At 72.5% G+C, this 21,699-nt stretch carries 19 protein-coding genes and 2 tRNA genes; 14 read left to right on the top strand and 7 right to left on the bottom strand.

What is annotated here, in order from left to right; translation table 11 throughout:
• Positions 1–25 precede the first annotated feature (25 nt).
• From JSY13_RS09910 to JSY13_RS09895, 4 genes are all read right to left on the bottom strand, one after another.
• Positions 26–814: an HAD-IIB family hydrolase gene (locus tag JSY13_RS09910; protein WP_259606520.1), complete on the bottom strand. Its 789-nt coding sequence runs from the start codon at positions 812–814 to the stop codon at positions 26–28.
• A gap of 157 nt (positions 815–971) precedes the next feature.
• Positions 972–1,045 (bottom strand) — tRNA-Pro (locus JSY13_RS09905).
• Positions 1,046–1,210: 165 nt separating this feature from the next.
• Positions 1,211–2,143, bottom strand: a complete 933-nt coding sequence (locus JSY13_RS09900) for a metallophosphoesterase (protein WP_432806409.1) — start codon at positions 2,141–2,143, stop codon at positions 1,211–1,213.
• Positions 2,140–4,710 (bottom strand): transglycosylase domain-containing protein, encoded by a 2,571-nt coding sequence (locus tag JSY13_RS09895; RefSeq protein ID WP_259606519.1) that lies wholly within the window; start codon positions 4,708–4,710, stop codon positions 2,140–2,142. Before JSY13_RS09895 ends, JSY13_RS09900 begins: the two co-directional genes overlap by 4 nt.
• 83 nt (positions 4,711–4,793) lie before the next feature.
• Here JSY13_RS09895 and sp36 point away from each other — a divergent pair, with 83 nt between their 5' ends.
• Positions 4,794–5,018, top strand: a complete 225-nt coding sequence (gene sp36 / locus JSY13_RS09890) for a Sp36 family protein (protein ID WP_259606518.1) — start codon at positions 4,794–4,796, stop codon at positions 5,016–5,018.
• Entirely contained in the window at positions 5,015–5,473 is a 459-nt protein-coding gene (locus JSY13_RS09885) for a RidA family protein (protein ID WP_259606517.1), read from the top strand. Before sp36 ends, JSY13_RS09885 begins: the two co-directional genes overlap by 4 nt.
• A 129-nt stretch (positions 5,474–5,602) precedes the next feature.
• Here the strand turns inward: JSY13_RS09885 and acs are convergent, their stop codons facing one another.
• A complete protein-coding gene (acs, locus tag JSY13_RS09880) occupies positions 5,603–7,570 on the bottom strand; it encodes an acetate--CoA ligase (RefSeq protein ID WP_259606516.1) in 1,968 nt (655 codons plus the stop codon).
• Positions 7,571–8,205: 635 nt separating this feature from the next.
• On the opposite strand from acs, the gene JSY13_RS09875 reads away from it, so the two are divergent.
• The 12 genes from JSY13_RS09875 to JSY13_RS09820 all read left to right on the top strand — a co-directional run bounded on the left by JSY13_RS09875 (position 8,206) and on the right by JSY13_RS09820 (position 19,072).
• Positions 8,206–9,207 (top strand): TadA family conjugal transfer-associated ATPase, encoded by a 1,002-nt coding sequence (locus JSY13_RS09875; protein ID WP_259606515.1) that lies wholly within the window; start codon positions 8,206–8,208, stop codon positions 9,205–9,207.
• Positions 9,201–10,121 carry a type II secretion system F family protein gene (locus JSY13_RS09870; RefSeq protein WP_259606514.1) on the top strand — a complete coding sequence of 307 codons (921 nt, stop codon included), beginning with the start codon at positions 9,201–9,203 and terminating at the stop codon, positions 10,119–10,121. The genes JSY13_RS09875 and JSY13_RS09870 overlap by 7 nt, the downstream gene beginning before the upstream one ends.
• A 65-nt stretch (positions 10,122–10,186) precedes the next feature.
• The gene (locus tag JSY13_RS09865) at positions 10,187–10,390 is read left to right on the top strand and encodes a DUF4244 domain-containing protein (protein WP_259606513.1); all 204 of its coding nucleotides are present in this window, start codon (positions 10,187–10,189) and stop codon (positions 10,388–10,390) included.
• Between the two features lie 77 nt (positions 10,391–10,467).
• Complete coding sequence (locus JSY13_RS09860; RefSeq protein WP_259606512.1) at positions 10,468–10,779, top strand: TadE family type IV pilus minor pilin; 312 nt, start codon at positions 10,468–10,470, stop codon at positions 10,777–10,779.
• Between the two features lie 92 nt (positions 10,780–10,871).
• A complete protein-coding gene (locus JSY13_RS09855) occupies positions 10,872–11,201 on the top strand; it encodes an Rv3654c family TadE-like protein (RefSeq protein WP_259606511.1) in 330 nt (109 codons plus the stop codon).
• Between the two features lie 105 nt (positions 11,202–11,306).
• Positions 11,307–14,198 carry a type I DNA topoisomerase gene (topA, locus tag JSY13_RS09850; RefSeq protein ID WP_259606510.1) on the top strand — a complete coding sequence of 964 codons (2,892 nt, stop codon included), beginning with the start codon at positions 11,307–11,309 and terminating at the stop codon, positions 14,196–14,198.
• 23 nt (positions 14,199–14,221) lie between these two features.
• Positions 14,222–14,887, top strand: a complete 666-nt coding sequence (gene tmk, locus JSY13_RS09845) for a dTMP kinase (protein ID WP_259606509.1) — start codon at positions 14,222–14,224, stop codon at positions 14,885–14,887.
• A gap of 38 nt (positions 14,888–14,925) precedes the next feature.
• A complete protein-coding gene (locus tag JSY13_RS09840; RefSeq protein WP_259606508.1) occupies positions 14,926–16,083 on the top strand; it encodes a DNA polymerase III subunit delta' in 1,158 nt (385 codons plus the stop codon).
• 167 nt (positions 16,084–16,250) lie between these two features.
• Positions 16,251–17,747 carry an alpha/beta hydrolase gene (locus JSY13_RS09835; protein WP_259608194.1) on the top strand — a complete coding sequence of 499 codons (1,497 nt, stop codon included), beginning with the start codon at positions 16,251–16,253 and terminating at the stop codon, positions 17,745–17,747.
• Between the two features lie 71 nt (positions 17,748–17,818).
• Positions 17,819–17,894: transfer RNA gene (locus tag JSY13_RS09830), tRNA-Thr, on the top strand.
• A gap of 60 nt (positions 17,895–17,954) precedes the next feature.
• Positions 17,955–18,536, top strand: coding sequence for an isochorismatase family protein (locus JSY13_RS09825; protein WP_259606507.1), 582 nt, complete (start codon positions 17,955–17,957; stop codon positions 18,534–18,536).
• On the top strand, positions 18,533–19,072 hold the full coding sequence (locus JSY13_RS09820; RefSeq protein WP_259606506.1) for a DUF1697 domain-containing protein: 540 nt from the start codon (positions 18,533–18,535) through the stop codon (positions 19,070–19,072). The genes JSY13_RS09825 and JSY13_RS09820 overlap by 4 nt, the downstream gene beginning before the upstream one ends.
• Positions 19,073–19,285: 213 nt before the next feature.
• On the opposite strand, the gene JSY13_RS09815 is transcribed toward JSY13_RS09820, so the two are convergent.
• Entirely contained in the window at positions 19,286–20,275 is a 990-nt protein-coding gene (locus JSY13_RS09815) for a hypothetical protein (protein WP_259606505.1), read from the bottom strand.
• A 56-nt stretch (positions 20,276–20,331) separates the two neighbouring features.
• Positions 20,332–21,693, bottom strand: coding sequence for a sensor histidine kinase (locus tag JSY13_RS09810; protein WP_259606504.1), 1,362 nt, complete (start codon positions 21,691–21,693; stop codon positions 20,332–20,334).
• Positions 21,694–21,699 lie beyond the last annotated feature (6 nt).

Here is a 21,699-nt window from a genome sequence, read left to right as displayed (position 1 = left end):
GCCGCACGGGGCGAGGAGGCCGCGGTCAGGCGCGAGCGGATGCCACGTCGGCTTCGAGCGTCTCCAGGAGGGCGTCGAGCTTGTCGGCGGTGTCCTCCCAGCCCTCGACGGCGACCGAGGGGACGCCGAGTGCGAGGACCGGGTAGTCGTTGCCGCCCTCGTCGAGGCGGTCGCCGTAGAAGAGCATGTCGGCCAGCGGGATGCCGGTGTGCTCGGCGAGCTGCAGCATCCCGTACGCCTTGTCGATGCCGGCGCGGGTGACGTCGATCGACGTCGAGCCGCCCGAGCGCACCTCGAGCTCGGGGAGCCGGGCGGCCACCGCGTCGCGCAGGGCGGCGCGCTTGGCGCCGTCCGGGTCCCAGCGGTGCTTCGCCTCGCGCGGTGCCTGCTGACCGAGCGCGGAGAACGTGATCTGCGAGCCGCGGTCCTCGAGGATCTCTCCCCAGGGCTCCGCCTCCCACAGTCCCAGACGCGTGGCCTCCTCGCGGAGCGCGACCATCGCCGCCTCCTTCTCCTCCTCGGAGAGGTCGTGGGCGTACACGGTCGCGAAGCCGGTGCCGTCGTGGCGCAGATAGCGCGTGCCGCAGGTGGGGAGCAGGTGCAGGCGCGCCTGCTCGGCGGGGTCGGCCTCGCCGAGGCGGGCGATCACCTGGGAGCGGAACTGCTCCTCGTTGCCGCCGGAGATGATCGCGACGTCCACGTGGCGCAGCAGCGCCCGCAGCAGGTCCGCGATGCGTGGATCGATCGCACCCTTGGACGGGGCCAGCGTGTCATCGAGGTCGAAGGCGACGAGGCGAGGCGTGGTCGAGGTCATGGTGTGTTCCAGGGTAGTGGAGCAGGCTGAACGGAGGCGTTCAGGGTGGGCGGGGCGGGGCGGATGCCGGGGCGCGGAGCCTCCTGCACCGCGGGGCCCCGCTGTCACCTCGGCGAAACGAGGAAGGGCCCGCCGATGGCGGGCCCTTCCTCGTTTGTCGGGGTGACAGGATTTGAACCTGCGGCCTCTTCGTCCCGAACGAAGCGCGCTACCAAGCTGCGCCACACCCCGTTTCGCAACCGTTCGAGTCTACATCGAACCGGCGCCGATCTCCGAATCGAGGGGGCACGCGCGGGCGTGTCCTCGTAACGTGCGGAGTCCGGCTGGAGCTGTGCCGCGCCGCGGACGGTCGTGAGGGCTGGCTGCCGCACACCGTCCTGGTGTGACGGCGGCGGGTCAGCCCCGGGCCGTGAGGGTGAGCAGCGTGGCCTCCGGACGGCACGCGAAGCGCACCGGGGCGTAGATCGAGTGCCCGCACCCGGCGCTCACGTTCAGCGGCACCGTGCGGCGGTGGTGCGTCCAGCTGCTCAGGCCCTTCGCCTGCTTCAGCGGGATGTCGCAGTTCGCGACGAGGGCGCCGAAGAACGGCAGGCAGACCTGCCCGCCGTGCGTGTGCCCGGCGAAGATCGCATCCGCGCCGAGGTCCGTGAACGTGTTCAGCACGCGCTGATACGGCGCGTGCGTCACCCCGAGGACCGACGCGCCCTCCGGCCGCGGGCCGAGCCCGTCGAGGGCGGCGGGGAGGTCATCGAGCCGGTCCCAGTCGCGATGAGCGTCGTCCACGCCGAAGAGGTCGACGGTCCCGCCGGCGACGCTGAGCCGCACCGCGGCGTTGTTGAGCCCGTGCCAGCCCAGCTCCTCTGTGAAGAAGCGGTCCATGGCCGCGGTGTCGAGAGGACGCGGGTCCGGCTTCTTCACGGACGGGCCCAGGAAGTAGCGGAACGGGTTGCGCGGCGACGGCGCGCTGACGTCGTTCGAGCCGTGCACGAAGACGCCGGGGATGCCCGCCAGCGGCTCGAATGCGCGGCGGATGCCCTGCATGCCGTCGCGGTGCCCGAGATTGTCCCCGGTGTTCACGACAAGGTCGGGCTCCAGCGCCGCGAGGGATGCCAGCCAGCGCTGCTTGCGCTCCTGCCAGGGCGCCATGTGGGCGTCCGACACGTGCAGCACCCGGATCGGCGCGGACCCGGGAGCGAGGGCGGCCACCGTCGCCTCACGGACCGTGAACAGATACCGCTCGATGCCGATGCCCCACACCGCGGCGGCCGCACCGGCGGCCCCCATCGCGCCGAGCGCGATGAGGGCCGGGTGCGTCCGTGCGGCGCTCAATCGTCGTCGCCGCACTGCAGTGCGACGGAGGTGCCGGGCGGTACAGCGGCGCCGGCGGCCGGGTTCTGCGCGACGACGGCGTCGTCGTTGCCGCATCCGTCCGATGTCACCCCGTAGCCGGCGTCGGTGAGCGCCTTCTCGGCCTGCTTGAGCTTCGAGCCGACGACGTTCGGCACCGGTGCGGCCGGCGCCTTGCCGGAGCTCGGCGAGATCGTGACGGTCGTGCCGGCGGCGGCCTGACCCGCCGCCGGGTCCTGGGCGGCGACGAGGCCGGCCCCGACGGTGCTGTCCACCGGGGCGCCGACGCTGACCTGGAACCCGGCCTCCTCCAGCGTCTGGGTCGCCTGGTCGACCGGCATGCCGACGACGTTCGGCAGCTCCTTCATGACCGGACGGGTGAGGTTCTGATCGGGCCGGGGGAACTCCTCGCCGCCGTAGACCTCGTTCGCCGCGTGCTGCATGACCGGGGCGATCTCGTGGCGCAGGTCGGAGTAGCGCACGCCGTTCCACCACTTGTCGTACAGCGAGCCGTTCTCGCCCTTGTAGTCGCCGACCCACACCGCGGTGGTCACCTTGGTGCTGGACTCGACCATCATCGTGCTGTAGTCCTCGTGCGTGCCGGTCTTGCCGAGCACCGGCGTCCCGTCGAACGGATTCGAGGCGCGGCCGGTGCCGTTCGTCATCACGCCCTGCAGGGCGAATGCCGCCGTCGCGGCGATCTCGGGCTGGATCGCCTGCGTGCAGTTCGACTGGGGGACCGGCAGCTCGGTACCGTCCTGGGCGATGATCTTGTCGATCACGCGAGGCTGGCAGAAGATGCCCTTGTTGGCGACCGCCGCAAAGGCCCCCGCCATCTGCAGCGGGGCGATGTTCTTCGATCCGAGCACCGCACCGTAGGGGTCGTTCTTCTCGGTCACCGGGGTGAGGTCACCCTGGTAGACCCCGAGCCTCTCCGCGACCTTGTTGATCTCGCAGAGGTCGAGCTCCTGCGCCATGGCGAGGAACCCCGAGTTGAGCGACTGCTCGGTGAACCTGCGCACGGAGCCCGTGTAGCCCCGGTTCTGCTCGTAATTGCCGATGAAGCTGTTGTTGTTGTACGGGCGCCCGCAGGAGGTGAACTCGCGGAACGTGCGGTTCACGCCGTTCAGCGTCTCGTTGATGGAATGCCCGTCCTCGAGCCACTTCAGAAGCGTGAAGAGCTTGTACGTCGATCCGACCTGGAAGCCGCTCCCGCCGCCGAGCCTCTTGTCGGCGGCGAAGACGAGGCTGGACACGCCGGGAGTGCCGGCATCCCCTGCGGACTCGGAGAAGCGCGTGTTCTGCACGATCGACAGCACGCGGCCGGTGTCCGCCTCGAGCGACACCGCGGATGCGCCGAGGGCCATGTTGGGGTCGGACTCCGGCACCCACTCGTTCATGGCGTCGATCGCGGGCTGCTGGACGCGCATGTCGAGGGAGGTGTAGATCTCCATGCCGCCGCGGCTGAGCTTCTCGCGCCGCTCCTCGAGCGTCTCGCCGAAGGCCTCGTCGTTCTCGATGACCGCCTTCACGTACTGGCAGAAGTAGGCGTTGTCGCCGGCGGCGCCGCAGCCCTGCTGCGTCGGCGTGATCACCGGGGTGATCGGCTCGGCGAGCGCCTGCTCGTACTGCTCGTCCGTGATCTTGCCGTCGGTGTGCATGCGGCCGAGCACGTAGTCGCGGCGATCCTTGGTCTCCTTGTAGCCGTCGTGGGCGCCGTTGAGCGGGTTTCCGTCGGCATCCGTCGTCGAGCCGCCCGGCATGTCGATCCGGTAGCGGTTCGGGTTCTGCACGATGCCGGCCAGCGTGGCCGCCTGCGAGACTGTGAGGTTCGCGGACGTCGTGTTGAAGTAGTAGTTCGCCGCGGCCTCGATGCCGTAGGTCTGGCCGCCGAAGTTGGCGATGTTCAGGTAGCCGAGCAGGATGTCGTTCTTCGAATAGTCCTTCTCGATCTGGATCGCGTAGCGCATCTCCTGCAGCTTGCGCTCGATGCCGGCCGCGCCGGTGGCCTGGGTGGCCTCGGTCCAGCAGGCGCGGAGCTCGTCGAGATAGCCCTCCTCGCTCGGCGAGGCGTTCTTCTCGCACTCCTGGATCAGCACGTTCTTCACGAACTGCTGGCTGATCGTCGAGGCGCCCCGGGACGAGGTCTTGCGCAGGTTGTCCACGACGGCCTTGATCGTGGCGCCGAGGTTGACGCCGCCGTGCTCGTAGAAGCTCTTGTCCTCGCTGGAGAGGATCGCGTCGTAGAGGACGGGGGAGACCTGGTCGAAGGTGACCGGCACGCGGTTCTGGTCGTAGAACTTCGCCAGCTGCACCGGGTTGCCGTCCGTGCCAGTGCCGTAGATCGTCGTCGGCTCCATCGGAGCGCCGATCTTCAGATAGCTCGGCAGCTCCTCGAACAGCGTCAGGGCCTGGGAGCCGGAGAAACCGGCCATGGCGATCGCGGGGGTGACACTCGCGGTCACGAGGACGCCGGCGACCGCGCTCAGGCCGACCAGCCCGAGAAGTCCGCCGAGCACACCCTTCAGCGTGCGTTTCGTTTCAGGCATACGCTTGATCGTAGGGGAGTTCCCTGAATAAGAGCCTCGACGCCAGCATCCGGAACTGGCCGTCGCCGACGCGCAGGAGTGCCATGACCACGTGGGAGTATCTGACCACGCCGCTGCTGATCCACAACACCGCCGCGATCCTCAACAACTGGGGCAAGCAGGGCTGGGAGCTGGTGCAGGTGGTGCAGGGACCCGAGGGCGGTCTGGTCGCCTACTTCAAGCGTCCGGTGACGCAGGACGCCACGGCGAACGCCGGCCTCGCGGCCGCCGCCGAGGCGTCGCGCCAGTTCGAGGGCGGTGCCGCGTGAGCATCGCCGCACGCCTCCAGGAGCTCGGCATCGAGCTGCCCGCCGTCGCCGCGCCGGTGGCGGCCTACGTCCCCGCCGTCGTCCACGGCGGTCTGGTGCACACGTCGGGTCAGCTGCCGTTCGTGGACGGCGCGCTGCCCGCCACCGGCAAGGTGGGCGGGGGCGTCGACCCGGCGGATGCCAAGGAGTACGCCCGCACCTGCGCGCTGAACGCGCTCGCCGCGGCCGCGGATGCCGCGGGCGGCGTGGACCGGCTCGCCGGCGTGCTGCGGGTCGGCGGCTTCGTGGCATCCGACCCCTCCTTCACCGGCCAGCCCGGCGTCATCAACGGCGCCAGCGAGGTGCTCGGCGAGATCTTCGGGGATGCCGGGAAGCACGCGCGCGCCGCCGTGGGCGTTCCGGTGCTGCCACTGGACAGCCCGGTCGAGGTCGAGGTCAGCTTCCTGCTCGCCTGAGGTCGCCGGCGGACGCCGCGGCGGACGCCCCGGTGCGCGGCCGACACCCCGTCCTGTCGCCGAGACCCCCTGCTGCGGACGTCCACAGCAGGGGGTCTCGGTGTTTCGACGGGGTCTCGGCGCGGGCGGCTACTTCACCTGCGCCGAGATGATGCTCATCACCGCGGTGTCGGCGAGAGTGGTGGTGTCCCCGACCTCGCGGCCCTCGGCGACGTCCCGCAGCAGACGGCGCATGATCTTGCCCGACCGCGTCTTGGGCAGCTCGCCCACGATGTACACGTCCCGCGGGCGGGCGATCGGGCCGATCTGCTCGCCGACCCACTGCCGCAGCTGTGCGGCGAGCCCCTCGGGGGAGTGCTCGGCGAGGTAGCTCTCCTTGATGATCACGAAGGCCACGACCGCCTGGCCGGTGGTCTCGTCGGAGGCCCCGACGACCGCCGCCTCGGCCGTCGCCTCGTGCGCCACCAGCGCCGACTCGATCTCCGCCGTGGAGAGACGGTGGCCGGACACGTTCATGACGTCGTCCACACGGCCGAGCAGCCACAGGTCGCCGTCCTCGTCGAGCCGCGCGCCGTCCCCGGCGAAGTAGTAGCCGCGGTCGGCGAACTTGTCCCAGTACGTCTCCTTGAACCGCTCCGGGTCTCCCCAGATGCCGCGCAGCATGCTCGGCCAGGGCTCGGTGATCACGAGCAGACCGCCGTTGCCGTTGCCCACCCGCTCGCCGGCGTCGTCGACCACGTCGATGGAGATGCCCGGGAGCGGCACCTGCGCGGACCCGGGCTTCGTCGCGGTGATGCCGGGCAGCGGCGACACCATGATCGCCCCGGTCTCGGTCTGCCACCAGGTGTCGACGATCGGCGTGCGCTCGCCGCCGATCACCTCGCGGTACCACATCCACGCCTCGGGGTTGATCGGCTCGCCCACCGAACCGAGCACGCGCAGGCTCGACAGGTCGAACTTCTTCGGGACGCTGCGGCCGATCTTCATGAAGGAGCGGATGGCGGTGGGCGCGGTGTAGAAGATGGTCACGCCGTACTTCTGGATGATCTCCCACCAGCGGCCCGGATGCGGGGTGTCCGGCGTCCCCTCGTAGAGCACCTGGGTGGCGCCGTTGGCGAGCGGTCCGTAGGTGACGTAGGAGTGGCCGGTCACCCAGCCGATGTCGGCCGTGCACCAGAAGACGTCGGTCTCGGGGTGCAGGTCGAAGACGTACTTGTGGGTGAACGACGCCTGGGTGAGGTAGCCGCCGGAGGTGTGCAGGATGCCCTTCGGCTTCCCGGTGGTGCCGGAGGTGTAGAGGATGAAGAGCGGATTCTCCGCGGGGAACGGCTGCGCCTCGTGGTCGGCCTCGGCCGCCGGGACGACGTCGTGCCACCAGATGTCGCGGCCGTGCTGCCACTCCACCTCGTTCTCGGTCCGCTTCACGACCAGCACGTGCTCGACGGTGGCCTGCTCGCCGTCGCCGCGGTCGCTGAGCGCCTGGTCGACGGCGGGCTTGAGCGGCGACACCCGGCCCTTGCGATATCCGCCGTCGGCGGTGATGACGAGCCGGGCGCCGGCGTCGTCGATGCGCGAACGCAGGCTGTCGGCGCTGAACCCGCCGAAGACCACGGAGTGGATCGCGCCGAGGCGGGCGACCGCGAGCATGGACACGATCGCCTCGGGGATCATCGGCAGGTAGATGGCCACGCGGTCGCCCTGGCCGATGCCGAGATCCTCGAGCACGCGGGCGAGGCGCTTGACCTCGTCGGTGAGCTCGGCGTACGTGATGCGCCGCTCGTCGCCGGGTTCGCCCTCCCACAGGATCGCGACCCGGTCGCCGTTGCCCGCTTCGACGTGCCGGTCGAGGCAGTTGTAGGCGACGTTCAGCTCGCCGTCCGCGAACCACTTCGCGAAGGGCGGATTCGACCAGTCCAGCACCTGCGTGAACGGCGTGCTCCAGTGCAGCAGCTCACGCGCCTGCTCGCCCCAGAAGCCCTCGCGGTCGGCCGCGGCCCGCTCGTAGAGCGCAGGATCGTCGATCGACTGGGAGACGAATTCGGGCGAGGGCGGGAACTGCCGGGACTCGTCGAGGAGATGGTCGATCTGGCTGCTCATGTCGCTCGCTCCTTTGCGTGGGTACCGAGGTCGTGGCGGGGCACGACCGTGACACGGCGAATCTAATGCGGGCCACCGACGCGGGATACTGCCGGAAGTCGGTACCCGCGGCGGGTTTTGTGCGGGTCCGCTCGTTGCGTACACTGACCTCAGCCGAATCGTATTCCGGCTTCCGCGTGCCCGATACCCCCCGATCACGGGCATGCGTGGGCGGCATCTCATTCCCCCCGTGAGGTGCCGCCCTTTCACGTCTCCGGGTGGTGCGCCGTGGACCGCGGGACGTCGCCGACCCCGGCCCGCCGGGAGCTTTCCGCATCGCGGGGCGGCGTGTGCGGTGCGTTCTTCTCCTGGCGGTGGCGGATGCCGCGCCGCCGGGAGCTTTCCGCATCGCGGGGCGGCGTGTGCCGTGCGGTTTTCTCCTGGCGGTGGCGGATGCCCGTGCCGTCGGGAGGTTCTGGCATCGCGGAGTCGCGTGTGCGGTGCGTTCTCCTCCCGGCGGCGGCGGGGGCGGCCGCGGGCGATCGCGCCGGATGCCCCTGCCCGCCCGTTCTGCACGGCGGCCAATTCTGCCGGGTTGTGCACAGCGGCCGGGTTCGAGGGCCGGGCACGTCCGTCGCTCCGCCTACCGTCGGGGCATGGCCGAACCCTTCGTCCTCCGCCCCCGCACCGCACACGCGGGGTCCGGTCCGTCCGCGGGACGGATGCCGCTTGATCCCGCCTTCGGCGCGCTCGCCGAGTTCTGCGCCGATGACCGGGTCACCGACCTCTTCGTCAACGGCGCGGGCGGACTCTTCGTCGACCGCGGACGGGGCGCGGAGCGTGAGGAGGGCTGGCGGGCATCCGAACGGGAGGTGCGCGACCTGGCCGTGGCGCTCGTGGCGGCCGGCGGCCGTCATCTCGACGATCAGTCGCCGTGCGTCGACGTGCGCCTGGACTCCGGCATCCGGGTGCACGCGGTGCTCGCCCCGGTCTCCACCTCGGGCACCGCGCTGTCCATCCGCATCCCCCGCGTGCTCGCGGCCGATCTGGACGCGCTCGCTGGATACGGCACGTTCGCGCCGGGGGAGCGCGAGTGGCTGGGGCGGCTCGTCGCGGAGCGCGCGAACGTCCTCATCACCGGCGGCACCGGCAGCGGCAAGACCACCCTGCTGACCGCCCTGCTGTCCGAAGTGCCGCCGACCGAGCGCATCGTCACCATCGAGGACGTGGCGGAGCTGCGGCCGCGGCATCCGCACCACGTCTCCCTCGAGGCGCGTCAGGCCAACCTCGAGGGCGCGGGACGGATCACGCTCGCCATGCTCGTGCGCGAGTCGCTGCGGATGCGGCCCGATCGCCTCGTGGTCGGCGAGTGCCGCGGCGAGGAGGTGCGCGAGCTGCTGACCGCGCTGAACACCGGGCACGACGGCGGCGCCGGCACCCTGCACGCGAGTGGCCTCGCGGATGTGCCGGCCCGTATGGAAGCCCTCGGGGCGCTCGCCGGCATGGACGCGACGGCGCTCGCACGGCAGGTGGTCAGCGCGTTCAGCGTCGTGCTGCATCTCGGCCGGGATCCGGACGGCACCCGCCGCATCCGGCGCGCCGGGAGGTTCGTGCTGCACGGCGACCGCCTGGGGATCGAGGAGATGTCGCCGTGCTGAGCCCGCTTCGCCGGATCCGCCTTCCGCGCCGTCGCGAGGGACACGAGAACGACGCCGGGGACGCAGCGGTCGCGGTGCGCACGCTCGCGGTGCTGCTGCAGGCCGGAGCGCGGCCGATGACGGCCTGGCGGCATCTCGCCGACTCCGGGAACGCCTCCGCCGAACGCGTCGTGGCGCGCTGCGCGGACGGCCTCGACCTCGTCTCGGCGATCGAGGCCGAAGGCGGCACCTGGGTCGATGTGGCGGCGGCGTGGGACGTGGCCACCACGGTGGGCGCCCCGCTCGCGGAGGTCCTCCGCGCGCTCGCCGAGTCGCTGCAGGACGCCGCGGCCGCCGCCGATGACGTCAGGATCGCCCTCGCCGAACCCGCCGGGACCGCCCGGCTGCTGCTCTGGCTGCCGGTGGCGGGCCTGCTGCTCGGGTACGCGCTCGGCTTCGACACCGTCACGGTGCTCACCACGAACCCGTTCGGGATCGCCTGCGTGGCCGCCGGCCTGCTCCTGGTGCTCCTGGCGCGGTGGTGGACCCGCCGGCTGGTGCGCCGCGCGCAGCCGGAGCCGGGCACGCCGGGCATGCACGCCGAACTCGTCGCCGTCGCCCTGTCCGGCGGGGCGGCCATCGCCCGGGCGGTGCGGCTGGTGGAGACGAGCGCGGCGCAGCTGCGCGACGAGCGTCATGCCACGGATGCCGTGCTCGAGCTCTCCCGCGCCGCCGGCGTTCCCGCCGTCGAGCTGCTCCGGGCATCCGCCGCGCAGCAACGGCAGGATGCCCGGGTCCAGGGACGTCTGCGCGCCGCGCGTCTCGGAGCGAAGCTGCTGCTGCCGCTGGGCGCGTGCACGCTGCCGGCGTTCCTCCTGCTCGGCGTGGCACCGCTGATGCTCAGCGTGCTGAGTTCGACGCCGCTGCCGGGATGAGCCCTGTGGGCTGTGGACCACGGAACGAGAGGCACGGTGCCTCCCGAGGAAAGGAAGAGAAGAAGATGAACCGGATGGAACTGCCGACCCTGACCAGGCGCCGGGCGGCGAACCTGTTCACCGACGAGACGGGCGCGGCCACTGCGGAGTACGCCATCACCACGATGGCCGCGGTCGCCTTCGCGGGACTCCTCGTGGTGATCATGCGATCGGATGAGGTGCGCGGCATCCTCACCGATCTGGTGCGGCGAGCCCTCACGGTGTCGTGACGGGGTACTCGCGCAGGCGAGCGGGACCCGGGCCCGCGCCGCGGGGACGTGCGAGCCCGGGGCGCGAGGACGGATCCGTGGCCGCGGAGCTGGCGCTCGCGGTGCCCGCCGTGGTGCTCGCACTCCTGATGGGCGTCGGCGCGCTGAGCGCCGCCGCCTGCCAGGTGTCGCTGCAGGATGCCGCCGCCGACGCGGCGCGACTGCTCGGTCGCGGCGAGGACGCCGGCCGCGCGTTCGCGGTCGTCTCCACCGCCGTCGGCGGCGCCACGGCTCGCTCGGAGCAGCGCGGGGATCTGGTCTGCGTCACGGCGTCGACGTCGTTCCAGGTCGGCGCCCTGGTGCGGATCCCCCTCGGCGCCGAGAGCTGCGCGCTCGCCGGCGGGCTGTGACCTGGAGGGACAGAAGACCGGGGGTCGGCACCGAGAGTGGAACACCGAACCTGCACCGAGAGCCGGAACACCGAAAGAGAGAGGAGAAGCCCATGGCGGGAACCGCGATGGCCGCCGGCGTCCTGACGGTCGCGGCGACCCTGTCGCTGGGGTTCGCGGCCGTCGGCGGCGCGGCGGTCACCGCGCAGCGCGCCGCCGGGGCCGCGGACGCGGCGGCCCTCGCGGCGGCGGACGTCGCCTCCGGCGCGGTGCCGTCCGCGGAGGATCCGTGCGCCGTCGCCGCACGCGTCGCCGCGGCCTCCGGGGCGGCGCTCACCGGCTGTGCGCTGGAGGGACTCATGGCGACCGTGCAGGTCGAAGCGGCGTACGCTGGGATGAGCGCCGTCTCCCGTGCCCGCGCCGGGCCACCCGAGGGACCATGACGGCTCCGGACCTCCGCCGCTGCATCCGCCGCCCGGCCGCACCCGACCCTGGGCCGGCGTCACGACAGCGGTGTGTATGGTGTGCTTCGAAGAAAGGACGCACCCTTGGCTGCAGGCAAGAAGCTCGTCATCGTCGAGTCGCCGACGAAGATGCGCTCGATTCAGGGCTACCTCGGCGACGAGTACGAGGTCCTCAGCTCGGTGGGTCACATCCGCGATCTGGCCGACAAGAAGGACATCCCCGCCGCCGACAAGCCGGCCTACGGGAAGTACTCGATCGACGTCGAGAACGACTTCGACCCGTACTACGTCGTCAGCGACCGCAAGGCGAAGACCGTCGCCGAGCTCAAGCGCGCCCTGAAGCAGGCCGACGAGCTCCTGCTCGCCACCGATGAGGACCGCGAGGGCGAGGCCATCGCGTGGCACCTGCTGGAGACCCTGAAGCCGAAGGTCCCCGTCAAGCGCATGGTGTTCCACGAGATCACCAAGGACGCCATCCAGGAGGCGGTGCGCAACACCCGCGAACTGGACCACGCGCTCGTCGACGCGCAGGAGACCCGCCGCATCCTCGACCGCCTGTACGGGTGGGACGTCTCGCCCGTGCTCTGGTACAAGGTCAAGACCGGCCTGTCCGCCGGCCGTGTGCAGTCGGCCGCGACCCGGATGATCGTCGACCGCGAGCGGGAGCGGATGGCCTTCGTCTCGGCCGAGTACTGGGACGTCGAGGCCACGGCATCCGCCCGCACCGCGGCGCGCTCCGGCTTCACCGTGCGTCTAGTCCGCGTCGACGGCGGCCAGCTCGCCCGCGGCACCGACTTCGACGACACCGGCGCGCTGAAGAAGGCCGTGGTCGTCCTCACCGAGAAGGAGGCGGCCGACCTCGCCGCTGCCGTGAACGCCGCCGGCTCCGCCACCGTCACCAAGGTCGAGGCCAAGCCCGGCACCCGCAGCCCCTACGCACCCTTCACGACCTCCACCATGCAGCAGGAGGCGGGGCGCAAGCTCTCGATGAGCGCGAAGCAGGCGATGAGCGTCGCCCAGCGCCTGTACGAGAAGGGGTACATCACCTATATGCGCACCGACTCGACGGCGCTCAGCACGCAGGCCGTCCAGGCCGCGCGCAACCAGGCCGTCGCGCTGTACGGCGACGCCGCCGTGCCGCTGAAGCCGCGCGTGTACAAGTCGAAGAGCAAGAACGCCCAGGAGGCGCACGAGGCCATCCGGCCCTCCGGGGAGAACTTCCGGACCCCGGCATCCGTCTCCGGGGAACTCGATCGCGAGGAGCTGCGGCTCTACGACCTGATCTGGAAGCGCACGGTCGCCAGCCAGATGGCCGACGCGAAGTACGAGACGACGACGGTCACGCTCGAGACGGATGCCGCGGGCCGCCGCGCCGAGTTCACGGCATCCGGCACCGTGTACACCTTCAAGGGCTTCCTGGAGGCGTACGAGGAGGGCCGCGACGAGAAGCGCGGCGACCAGGACACCGCGGCGGACCAGTCCCTGCCGCAGGTCGCGGTCGGCGACGAGCTCGCCGTGACGGATGCCGAGGCCAAGGGCCACCGCACCACTCCGAAGCCCCGGTACACGGAGGCGTCGCTGGTGAAGGCCCTGGAGGAGCACGGCATCGGCCGGCCGTCCACCTTCGCGAGCATCATCGGCACGGTCATCGACCGCGGCTACGCGATCAAGCGGGGACAGGCGCTCGTGCCGACCTGGCTCGCCTTCAGCGTCGTGCGCCTGCTCGAGCAGCACTTCGCCGACCTCATCGACTACGACTTCACCGCCGCGCTCGAAGACGACCTGGACGCCATCGCCCGCGGAGAGCAGAACCGGGTGGAGTGGCTCCGCTCCTTCTACTACGGCTCGAAGGACCACGTCGGCCTGCGCCAGGTGGTCGACAACCTCGGCGAGATCGACGCCCGGGCGCTGAACTCCACGCGGATCACCGACACCGCGACCCTCCGGTTCGGCAAGTACGGCCCCTACCTCGAGGTCGTCGACCCCGCCCACCCGGACGCGAAGCCGCGGATCGTGAACGTGCCCGAGGACCTCGCCCCCGACGAGCTGACCCCGGAGAAAGCGCAGGAGCTCATCGACGCCCCCGTCGCCGGGGACCGCGTGCTCGGCGAGAACCCGGAGAACGGCAAGATCATCGTCGTCAAGGACGGCCGCTTCGGACCGTACGTGCAGGAGGAGGACCCGGTCGACGAGACCGCCGCCGCCGTGGACGAGGCCACCGGCGAGGTCGTCGAGGCGCCGAAGGCGAAGGGCCGCGGTGCGAAGAAGGAGGCCGCGCCCAAGCCCCGCACGGCCTCGCTGTTCCGGTCGATGTCGGTGGACACCATCGACCTCGACACCGCGCTGAGGCTGCTGAGCCTGCCGCGCGTGGTCGGCACCGACCCCGCCACCGGCGAGGAGATCACGGCCCAGAACGGCCGGTTCGGCCCGTACCTGAAGAAGGGCGCCGACTCGCGGTCGCTGGAGAACGAGCAGCAGATCTTCGACATCACCCTCGAGCAGGCGCTGGAGATCTACGCGCAGCCGAAGTACGGCGCCCGCCGTGCCTCCAGCGCGCTCGCCGAGTTCGACGCCGACCCGGTCAGCGGCAAGCCGATCCGCATCCGCGACGGCCGCTTCGGGCCGTACGTCACCGACGGCGAGACGAACGTGACCATCCCGCGCGGGCAGCAGCCCAGCGACATCACGTACGAGATCGCGGTGCAGATGCTCGCCGACAAGCGCGCGAAGGGCCCGGCGCCCAAGCGCGGTCGTGCGGCGGCGAAGAAGACCACCGCGAAGACGACGGCCGCGAAGACGACGGCCGCGAAGAAGGCTCCGGCGTCGAAGGCGGCGGCGAAGACGGGTGCCAAGGCGCCGGCCAAGACGGCGGCCGCGACCGACAGCGCGAAGGCGGCGGCGCGTTCGGCTGCGGCGAAGAAGGCCGCCGCGACGCGCGCCGCGAACGCGAAGCGCCGGGCCGAGCAGGCGGAGTGAACCGGCGTGACGAAGGCGGATTCGTGACCGCGGACCGCGACTCCGCGAGCCGTGGCGCCTCCGCGCACCCCGGTCTCTGGATCACCCTCGAGGGCGGCGACGGTTCGGGCAAGACCACCCAGGCCGCCCTGCTCGCCGAATGGCTGCAGTCGCAGGGTCGCACGGTCGTGCACACCCGCGAGCCGGGCGGTTCCGAGGTCGGCCGTCTCATCCGCGAGATCGTGCTGCACCACCGCGGCGACATCGCACCGCGCGCCGAGGCGCTGCTGTACGCCGCCGACCGGGCGCACCACATCGCCGCCGTGGTGCGGCCCGCCCTGCTGCGCGGGGACGTGGTCATCCAGGACCGCTACCTCGACTCCTCCGTCGCCTACCAGGGTGCCGGGCGGATCCTGGATGCCGGCGAGGTGCGCGACCTGTCGCTGTGGGCGACCGAGGGCGCGCTGCCCGACCTCACCGTGCTGCTCGACCTCGACCCCGCCGACGCCCGTCGCCGGCTCGACGCCGACGACAAGCCGTTCGACCGGCTCGAGGCGGAGAAGGACGAGTTCCACGGCCGGGTGCGCGACGCCTACCTGCGGCTCGCGGATGCCGAGCCCGAGCGCTTCCTCGTCGTGGACGCCGCCCTCGCCCCCGAGGTCATCGCCGAGCGGATTCGCGGCCGCGTGCAGGCGCTGCTCGGCGCCTGACCCGGCCGGCGTCCGTGCCCGCGGCTAGGCTGGAGCGCATGACCACCGTCGCGACCGCCCCGTTCCCGTGGTCCGATGTGTGGGGGCAGGACGAGGCCGTCCAGACGCTGCGCGCCGCGGCATCCGACCCGGCATCCCTGTCGCACGCCTGGCTGATCACGGGGCCGCCGGGCTCCGGCCGGTCCACCCTCGCCTACGCGTTCGCCGCCGCGCTGATCGCCGACGGCCCCGAGGACGAGGCGACGATGCGGCAGGTGCTCGCCGGCACGCATCCGGACGTCACGGCGCTGCGCACCGACAAGGTCATCATCACGATCGCCGAGGCGCGCGCGCTCGTCGAGCGCTCCTACTTCGCCCCCTCCGCCGGACGCTACCGGGTGATCGTGGTGGAGGACGCCGACCGGATGGTCGAGCGCACCTCGAACGTGCTGCTCAAGGCGCTCGAGGAGCCCCCGGAGCAGACGGTGTGGGTGCTGTGCGCGCCGAGCGAGGCCGATCTGCTGCCCACCATCCGCTCGCGGGTGCGGCCCCTGCGGCTGCGCGAGCCGGATGTCGCCGACGTGGCACGGCTGATCACGCTGCGCACCGGCGCGGACGAGGCGACCGCGGAGCAGGCGGCCCGGCACGCGCAGCGCCACATCGGCATGGCGCAGCGCCTCGCCACCGACGAGGCGGCCCGGCGCCGGCGTGACGAGTCGCTGCGGGCGGTGCTCGGCGTGCGCGGGGTGGCGGATGCCGTCGAGGTCGCCGGCCGCATCATCCAGACCGCGACGGACGACGCCAAGGCGCTGACCGCCGAGCGCGACGAGGCCGAGCGCCGGGCGCTGCTGCGCACCGTCGGCGTCGCGGAGGGGCAGCCGGTGCCGCCGGCGCTGCGCGCCCAGGTCTCCGCCCTCGAGGACGAGCAGAAGAAGCGGGCCACCCGCAGTCTGCGCGACGGCATCGACCGGGTGCTCACCGACCTGCAGTCGCTCTACCGCGACGTCGTGATGCTGCAGTACGGGCGCGGCGAGGCGCTGATCAACCGCGAGCTCGGCGCGGAGCTGGCCGCGCTCGCCGCGGCCTGGCCGGTCGAGCGGACCATCGTCGCCCTCGACGCGATCGCCGACACCCGTGAGTCCCTGGAGCGCAACGTCGCCCCGCTGCTCGCCCTGGAGAGCCTGCTCATCACGATCGCCAGCGGAAGGACGCCGTGATCCGCGGAAGCCTCACCCCCCGAACCCCGCCCGCCCCAGATGCGGCCCGCGGTGCGGCCGCGCACGGTGCCGCCGCGCACGGTGCGGCCGCGCACGGTGCCGCGACGCGCAATGCCGCCCGCAGAGGTGCGCGTCGTCTCCTCGCCGTCGTCGCCGGCGCTGCCGCGCTGGCCGTCGCGCTGTCCGGATGCCTGTACGCGATGATCCCGGAGTCCCGGCCGTCCCGCACCAAGGCGCCCGACACCAGCGGCGTGCCCGCGGAGCTGCTGCCGTTCTACGGGCAGACCCTGGAGTGGAAGGCGTGCCCGACGGCCGGCCCGTCGTTCGACTGCACCACGGTCACCGCCCCGCTGGACTGGGACGACCCGGATGCCGGTGAGATCGAGCTCGCGGTGGTGCGGCACCAGTCCGCCGGCGAGCCGCAGGGGTCGCTGCTGATCAACCCGGGCGGTCCCGGTGCGAGCGGATTCGACTTCGTCGCGGAGAGCCTCGGCTACGCGGTCGGTCCCGACCTGATCGAGAGCTTCGACGTCGTCGGCTTCGATCCGCGCGGCGTCGGCCGGTCCACGGCGGTGACCTGCCTGGACGCCGAGGCCATGGACGCCTACCTCTACGGCATCCCGGAGGTCGAACGCGGCACCCCGGAGTGGGAGGCCGAGCTGACCGCGCGCAACGCGGAGTTCGCCGAGGCGTGCGAGGCCAACAGCGCCGGCATCCTTCCCCACATCACCACCGAGAACGCGGCACGCGATCTCGACCTGCTCCGCGCCGTGCTCGGCGACACCGAGCTGAACTACCTCGGCTACTCCTACGGCACGTTCCTCGGCGCCACCTACGCCAAGCTGCACCCGGAGCGGGCCACCGGCCTGGTGCTCGACGGGGCGATCGACCCGTCCATCCCCGGCCTCGAGGTCGGCGCGACGCAGGCGCTCGGGTTCGAGAAGGCGCTCCGCGCCTACCTGGAGAGCTGCCTGGACACGGCGGAGTGCCCGTTCAACGGCACCGTCGACCAGGCGCTCACCGACTTCCGCGCCCTGCTCGCCGCCGTCGCGCGCGTGCCGCTGCCGAACGGGGACGGACGGATGCTGGGCGTCGACACCATGGTGACCGGGGTGATCCAGGCGCTGTACAGCGAGGAGTACTGGCCCTACCTCAGCAGCGCCCTCACCGGCGTGCTCGAGGGCGAGCCGTCCGAGATGTTCTTCCTCGCCGACAACTACAACGGGCGCGACGAGCACGGCCAGTACCTGGACAACTCGACCGAGGCGTTCCGCGCCTACAACTGCATGGACTACCCCGTGGAGGACGACCCCGCGGCGGAGGAGGCCACCATGGCGCGGATCCGCGAGGGCGCCCCGACCTTCGCCCCGTACTGGGAGGGCCCCGACCCGTGCGAGGTGTGGCCGCATCCGCCGACCGGCACCCGCGGCGAGATCGCCGCGCCGGGATCCGGCCCGATCCTCGTCGTCGGCACGACGAACGACCCGGCCACCCCCTACGAGTGGTCCGAGTCGCTGGCCGCGCAGCTGGAGCAGGGCGTGCTGATCACCCGCGTCGGGGAGGGGCACACCGGCTACAACAAGGGCAACACATGCGTCGATCGCGCGGTCGAGGAGTTCCTCATCGAGGGCACAGTCCCGCAGGACGGACTGCGCTGCGGGTGACCAGTCGCGCATTTCGCGGTGCGCCCCGGGACAGGGTAAGATCGATGATCGTGCCGCGGTGCGCCGCGCACGCCGCCTTAGCTCAGTCGGCAGAGCGATTCACTCGTAATGAATAGGTCAAGGGTTCGATTCCCTTAGGCGGCTCCATCGGCCCCGGGATGCCTGCATCCCGGGGCCTTCGCGTTCCTCGCGGCGTACCCTCGAGGTATGACCAGAGCACTCCTCATCGTCGATGTGCAGAACGACTTCACCGAGGGCGGCGCGCTCGCCGTGACCGGCGGCGACGCGGTCGCCTCGGCGGTCTCCCGGCTGCTCGCCGAGCGGGCCGGGGACTACGAGGTGATCATCGCCTCGCGCGACTGGCACGACGCGGACGGCGACAACGGCGGTCACTTCTCCGACGACCCCGACTACGTCGACTCGTGGCCGGTGCACTGCGTGGCCGGCACCGAGGGCGCCGACTACGACCCGCTGCTGGAGACCGAGGCGATCACCCATCACGTCCGGAAGGGACAGGGGAAGCCGGCGTACTCGATGTTCGAGGGCACCACCGAGGACGGCGAGACGGTCGGCGCGATCCTCACCGAGCACGGCGTGGTCAGCGCCGACGTCGTCGGCATCGCCACGGATCACTGCGTGCGGGCATCCGCCCTGGATGCCGTCGCGCACGGCCTGCGGGTGCGGATCTTCACCGACCTCATCGCCGGCGTCGGCGAGGAGTCCAGCGCCGCGGCCCTCGCCGAGCTCGCGCACGCGGGCGCCGAGCTGGTCGAGAGCACCGCCCGGTGACGGGGCGCAGCGTCCTGCTGCTGCGCGCCGTGAACCTCGGCGCCCGCAACCGGGTGCCGATGGCCGAACTGCGCGCTCTGCTCGCCGAGCGCACGACGCTGCAGGACGTCTCGACCTACATCGCGAGCGGGAACGTGCTGTGCCGCACCCCGGACGACACGGCGGCGGCGTGCGCCGAGGTCCGCGCGCTGATCGCGGATGCCTTCGGCGTCGACACCCCGGTGATCCCGCGCCGTCACGACGAGCTGGTCGCGGCGCTGGCGCGCAACCCGTTCGCGGATGCCGCGGCGGAGAAGCTCGTGCACGTGATGTTCCTCGAGGACGAGCCGCCGGGCGACGCCGTCGCAGCGCTCACGCCGCGCCTGGTGCCGGGGGAGCGGATCGCCCTGCACGGACGCGACCTGTGGATCGACTACGCCGCCGGCGGCGTGCACTCGACACGGCTCACGAGGCCCGTGCTCGACCGCGCGCTCGGGGTCGCCGGGACCGCGCGCAACGTCCTCACAGTGCGCAAGCTCGCGGAGCTCACCGCCTGACGCGGCTCGCCGCCCGGGGCGGACACCCAGCCAGGCCCGGGGCCGGCTCGATGGTTGACCTGGCTCCACGCGTCACACGGCCCGCGCCCGTTGCCTGACGCGGCGCGGCCGTCGCCGGGGCGGAACACGGAGCCGGACCCGGGGCCGGGACGGCTCTCGCCGCGGGAGGTCGGCCCCGCAGCAGGCGGCCGGCCCGCGCCCCGGCTGCACCGGTCAGTCGATGTCGACGTTCACCGGGCTGAGGTCCTCGGCGAGATCCACGTCGGCGTCGCCGCCGTCGGCGAGCCGGATGCCGACCTCATAGGCGATGCCGGGGTCGTCGCTCGCGGCGACCGCGTCGACGGTGCCCTCGGCCTCGGCGGCGGCGAGGGCGGCCTCGATGACCTCAGCCAGGCGGTCGAGATCGAGGACGGGGTCGGCGCTGCCCTCCACGTCGTCATCGTCGCGTCGCGTGGCGGTGCCCTCGATGTCGACGAAGACGTCCGGCTCGCTGCCGTCCGCGAGCCGCACCTCGACCTCGTATCCGCCCCGTTCGACGTCGATGGAGGTGACGCCCTCGCCGTCGACCGCGGCGATCGCGGCCTCGGCGGCGGCGCGCAGCGCGGCGGCATCCGCGTCCGGCAGGCCCGCCGCGGCGGCACCGGCGTCGTCCTCGGTCGCGGGGCGGCCGTCCTCGTCGTCCCGATCGTCCTGATCCTCGCGGTCGTCGCCGCGCGGGCCGTCGGGGCGGTCGCCGCCGGGGGCGCCGGGTCCGCCCTCCTGGTGGATGCCGGGGCGGTCGTCGTCATCCTCGTCGCCGACGGCGTTGCCGATCGCGTAGGCGCCACCGCCCACGAGGAGCAGCGCGGCCGCCGCTGCGGCGCCGATCAGGAGCGTCCGGCGGCGACGGCGCTTGCGGTCGGCGTCGGCTGCGGGTGCCGCCGCGTCGCCGGCCGGTGCCGCCGCGTCGCCGGGCGTGGATGCGGAACCGGCGGCGGTCGCACCCGCCGGCTGCTCGGAAAGGCGCTGCGTCTCGGTGGCGGCCGCGGCGGCGGCCGCGGCGGCGGGGGCCTCGTCGGCCGGGTCGGCCGTGCCGGGGCGGGCGGGCGCTTCGGTCGCGCCGGGGCCGGTCTCGGGCCGACCCGGGGTCTGCGGCTGGTCCGGGGTCTGAGACTGGTCCGGGGTCTCGGGCTGGTCGGGGGTGCGGGGCTCGTTGGTATCCATGTCTCCACTGTGCCCACCGGGCGGTGAACCGCTGCTGAAGGAACCTGAAGGGCTCTTCAGGATGCCGCCGGCAGCTCCAGCGTGAAGCGGGCGCCGCCGGCCTCGCCCTCGTCGAGCAGGATCCGCCCGCCGTGCGCGAGGGCGACCTCGCGGACGATCGCGAGTCCGAGCCCGCTGCCGCCGTCGTCCCGCGCCCGGGCCTCGTCCAGGCGGGTGAACCTCTCGAAGACGCGCTCCCGCTCCGCCGGAGGGATGCCCGAGCCGTCGTCCTCCACCTGCACGAACGCGCGTCCGTCCCGCGTCCCGGAGCGCAGCACCACCCGGGTGCGGGCGTGCCGGACGGCGTTGTCGGCGAGGTTGCGGATCGCCCGGGCGAGCAGCTGCTGCGCGCCGAGTGCCCGGGCCGGCCCGATTCCGGAGGCGTCCACGTCCACATCCATGCGGCGCAGCCGCTGCGCCTCCGCGAACGCGAGATCGTCGAGGTCCACCGGCGCCGGATGCGGCACCCGGTGCTCGTCCAGCCGCGCCAGCAGCAGCAGCGCCTCCACGAGCTCCTGCATCCGCGCGCCCTCGTCCAGCACCACGCGGCTGAGCTCCGCCACCGGCATCGCCTCCGGATGCGCGGCGGCGACCTCGGCGTGCTGCCGGATCGTCGCCAGAGGGGACCGCAGCTCGTGCGAGGCGTCGCTGACGAACCGCCGCTGCGTCTTCTGCGCGTGCTCGATGCGCTCCAGCATCCGGTTCATCGTCACCGCGAGCGCGCCGAGCTCGTCGTCCCCGCCGGCATCCACCCGGCGATCCAGCTCCGTGGCGCCGATGGCATCCACCTGGCTGCGCAGGCGCTCGACGGGGGCGAGCGCACGCGTCGCCACCACCCACAGCACCACGCCGACCAGCGCCAGCACGAGCGGCACCGCGACCGCGAGCAGGCCCGCGGTCGCCGCGACCGCCTCGTCGACCGCCTCCAGCGATCGGGCGACGGTCACCGTGCCGCGGTCGGTCTCGTGCGAGGCGGCGAGGTACGGCTCGTCGTCGACGACCACGCGGGCCGTGCGCCCCTCGGGGACGATCGGCAGCGCGGCGGCGTCCTCGTCGTTCACCGCGCCGTCGCCGGAGCCGCCGTCGCCCTCTCCCTCGCCGGGGTCGTCCCCGCCGGGGTCGTCCTTGCCGGGGTCGTTCTCAGCGCCCTGCGGGCCGTGCACGCGGACGAGCACGTCGTCGTCGACCTGGTCGATCGGGCCCGGCCCGCGATCCGGGCCGTCGTCGATCGCATCCAGATCCTGCTCGAGCGCGACCGCCACGCCGTCGGTCAGGGAGGTGCGCAAAAGCTGCACCGCGGCCACCGCGCCCAGGCCGAGGGCGATCGCCACGATGAGCAGGGCGCCGACCGTCACCCGGCCGCGGATGGACCGGAGCACGCGCCG

The organism is Microbacterium neungamense, assembly GCF_024971095.1.
Classification (GTDB): domain Bacteria; phylum Actinomycetota; class Actinomycetes; order Actinomycetales; family Microbacteriaceae; genus Microbacterium; species Microbacterium neungamense.
This window is presented reverse-complemented; position numbering and strand designations above follow the sequence as displayed.

Bases quoted from the DNA above. Each gene is read 5' to 3' on its own strand.
- JSY13_RS09910 (WP_259606520.1), bottom strand. From the start codon at position 814: ATGACCTCGACCACGCCTCGCCTCGTCGCCTTCGACCTCGATGACACG.
- JSY13_RS09895 (WP_259606519.1), bottom strand. From the start codon at position 4,710: ATGCCTGAAACGAAACGCACGCTGAAGGGTGTGCTCGGCGGACTTCTC.
- sp36 (WP_259606518.1), top strand. From the start codon at position 4,794: ATGACCACGTGGGAGTATCTGACCACGCCGCTGCTGATCCACAACACC.
- acs (WP_259606516.1), bottom strand. From the start codon at position 7,570: ATGAGCAGCCAGATCGACCATCTCCTCGACGAGTCCCGGCAGTTCCCG.
- JSY13_RS09875 (WP_259606515.1), top strand. From the start codon at position 8,206: ATGGCCGAACCCTTCGTCCTCCGCCCCCGCACCGCACACGCGGGGTCC.
- JSY13_RS09865 (WP_259606513.1), top strand. From the start codon at position 10,187: ATGAACCGGATGGAACTGCCGACCCTGACCAGGCGCCGGGCGGCGAAC.
- JSY13_RS09855 (WP_259606511.1), top strand. From the start codon at position 10,872: ATGGCGGGAACCGCGATGGCCGCCGGCGTCCTGACGGTCGCGGCGACC.
- JSY13_RS09840 (WP_259606508.1), top strand. From the start codon at position 14,926: ATGACCACCGTCGCGACCGCCCCGTTCCCGTGGTCCGATGTGTGGGGG.
- JSY13_RS09825 (WP_259606507.1), top strand. From the start codon at position 17,955: ATGACCAGAGCACTCCTCATCGTCGATGTGCAGAACGACTTCACCGAG.
- JSY13_RS09815 (WP_259606505.1), bottom strand. From the start codon at position 20,275: ATGGATACCAACGAGCCCCGCACCCCCGACCAGCCCGAGACCCCGGAC.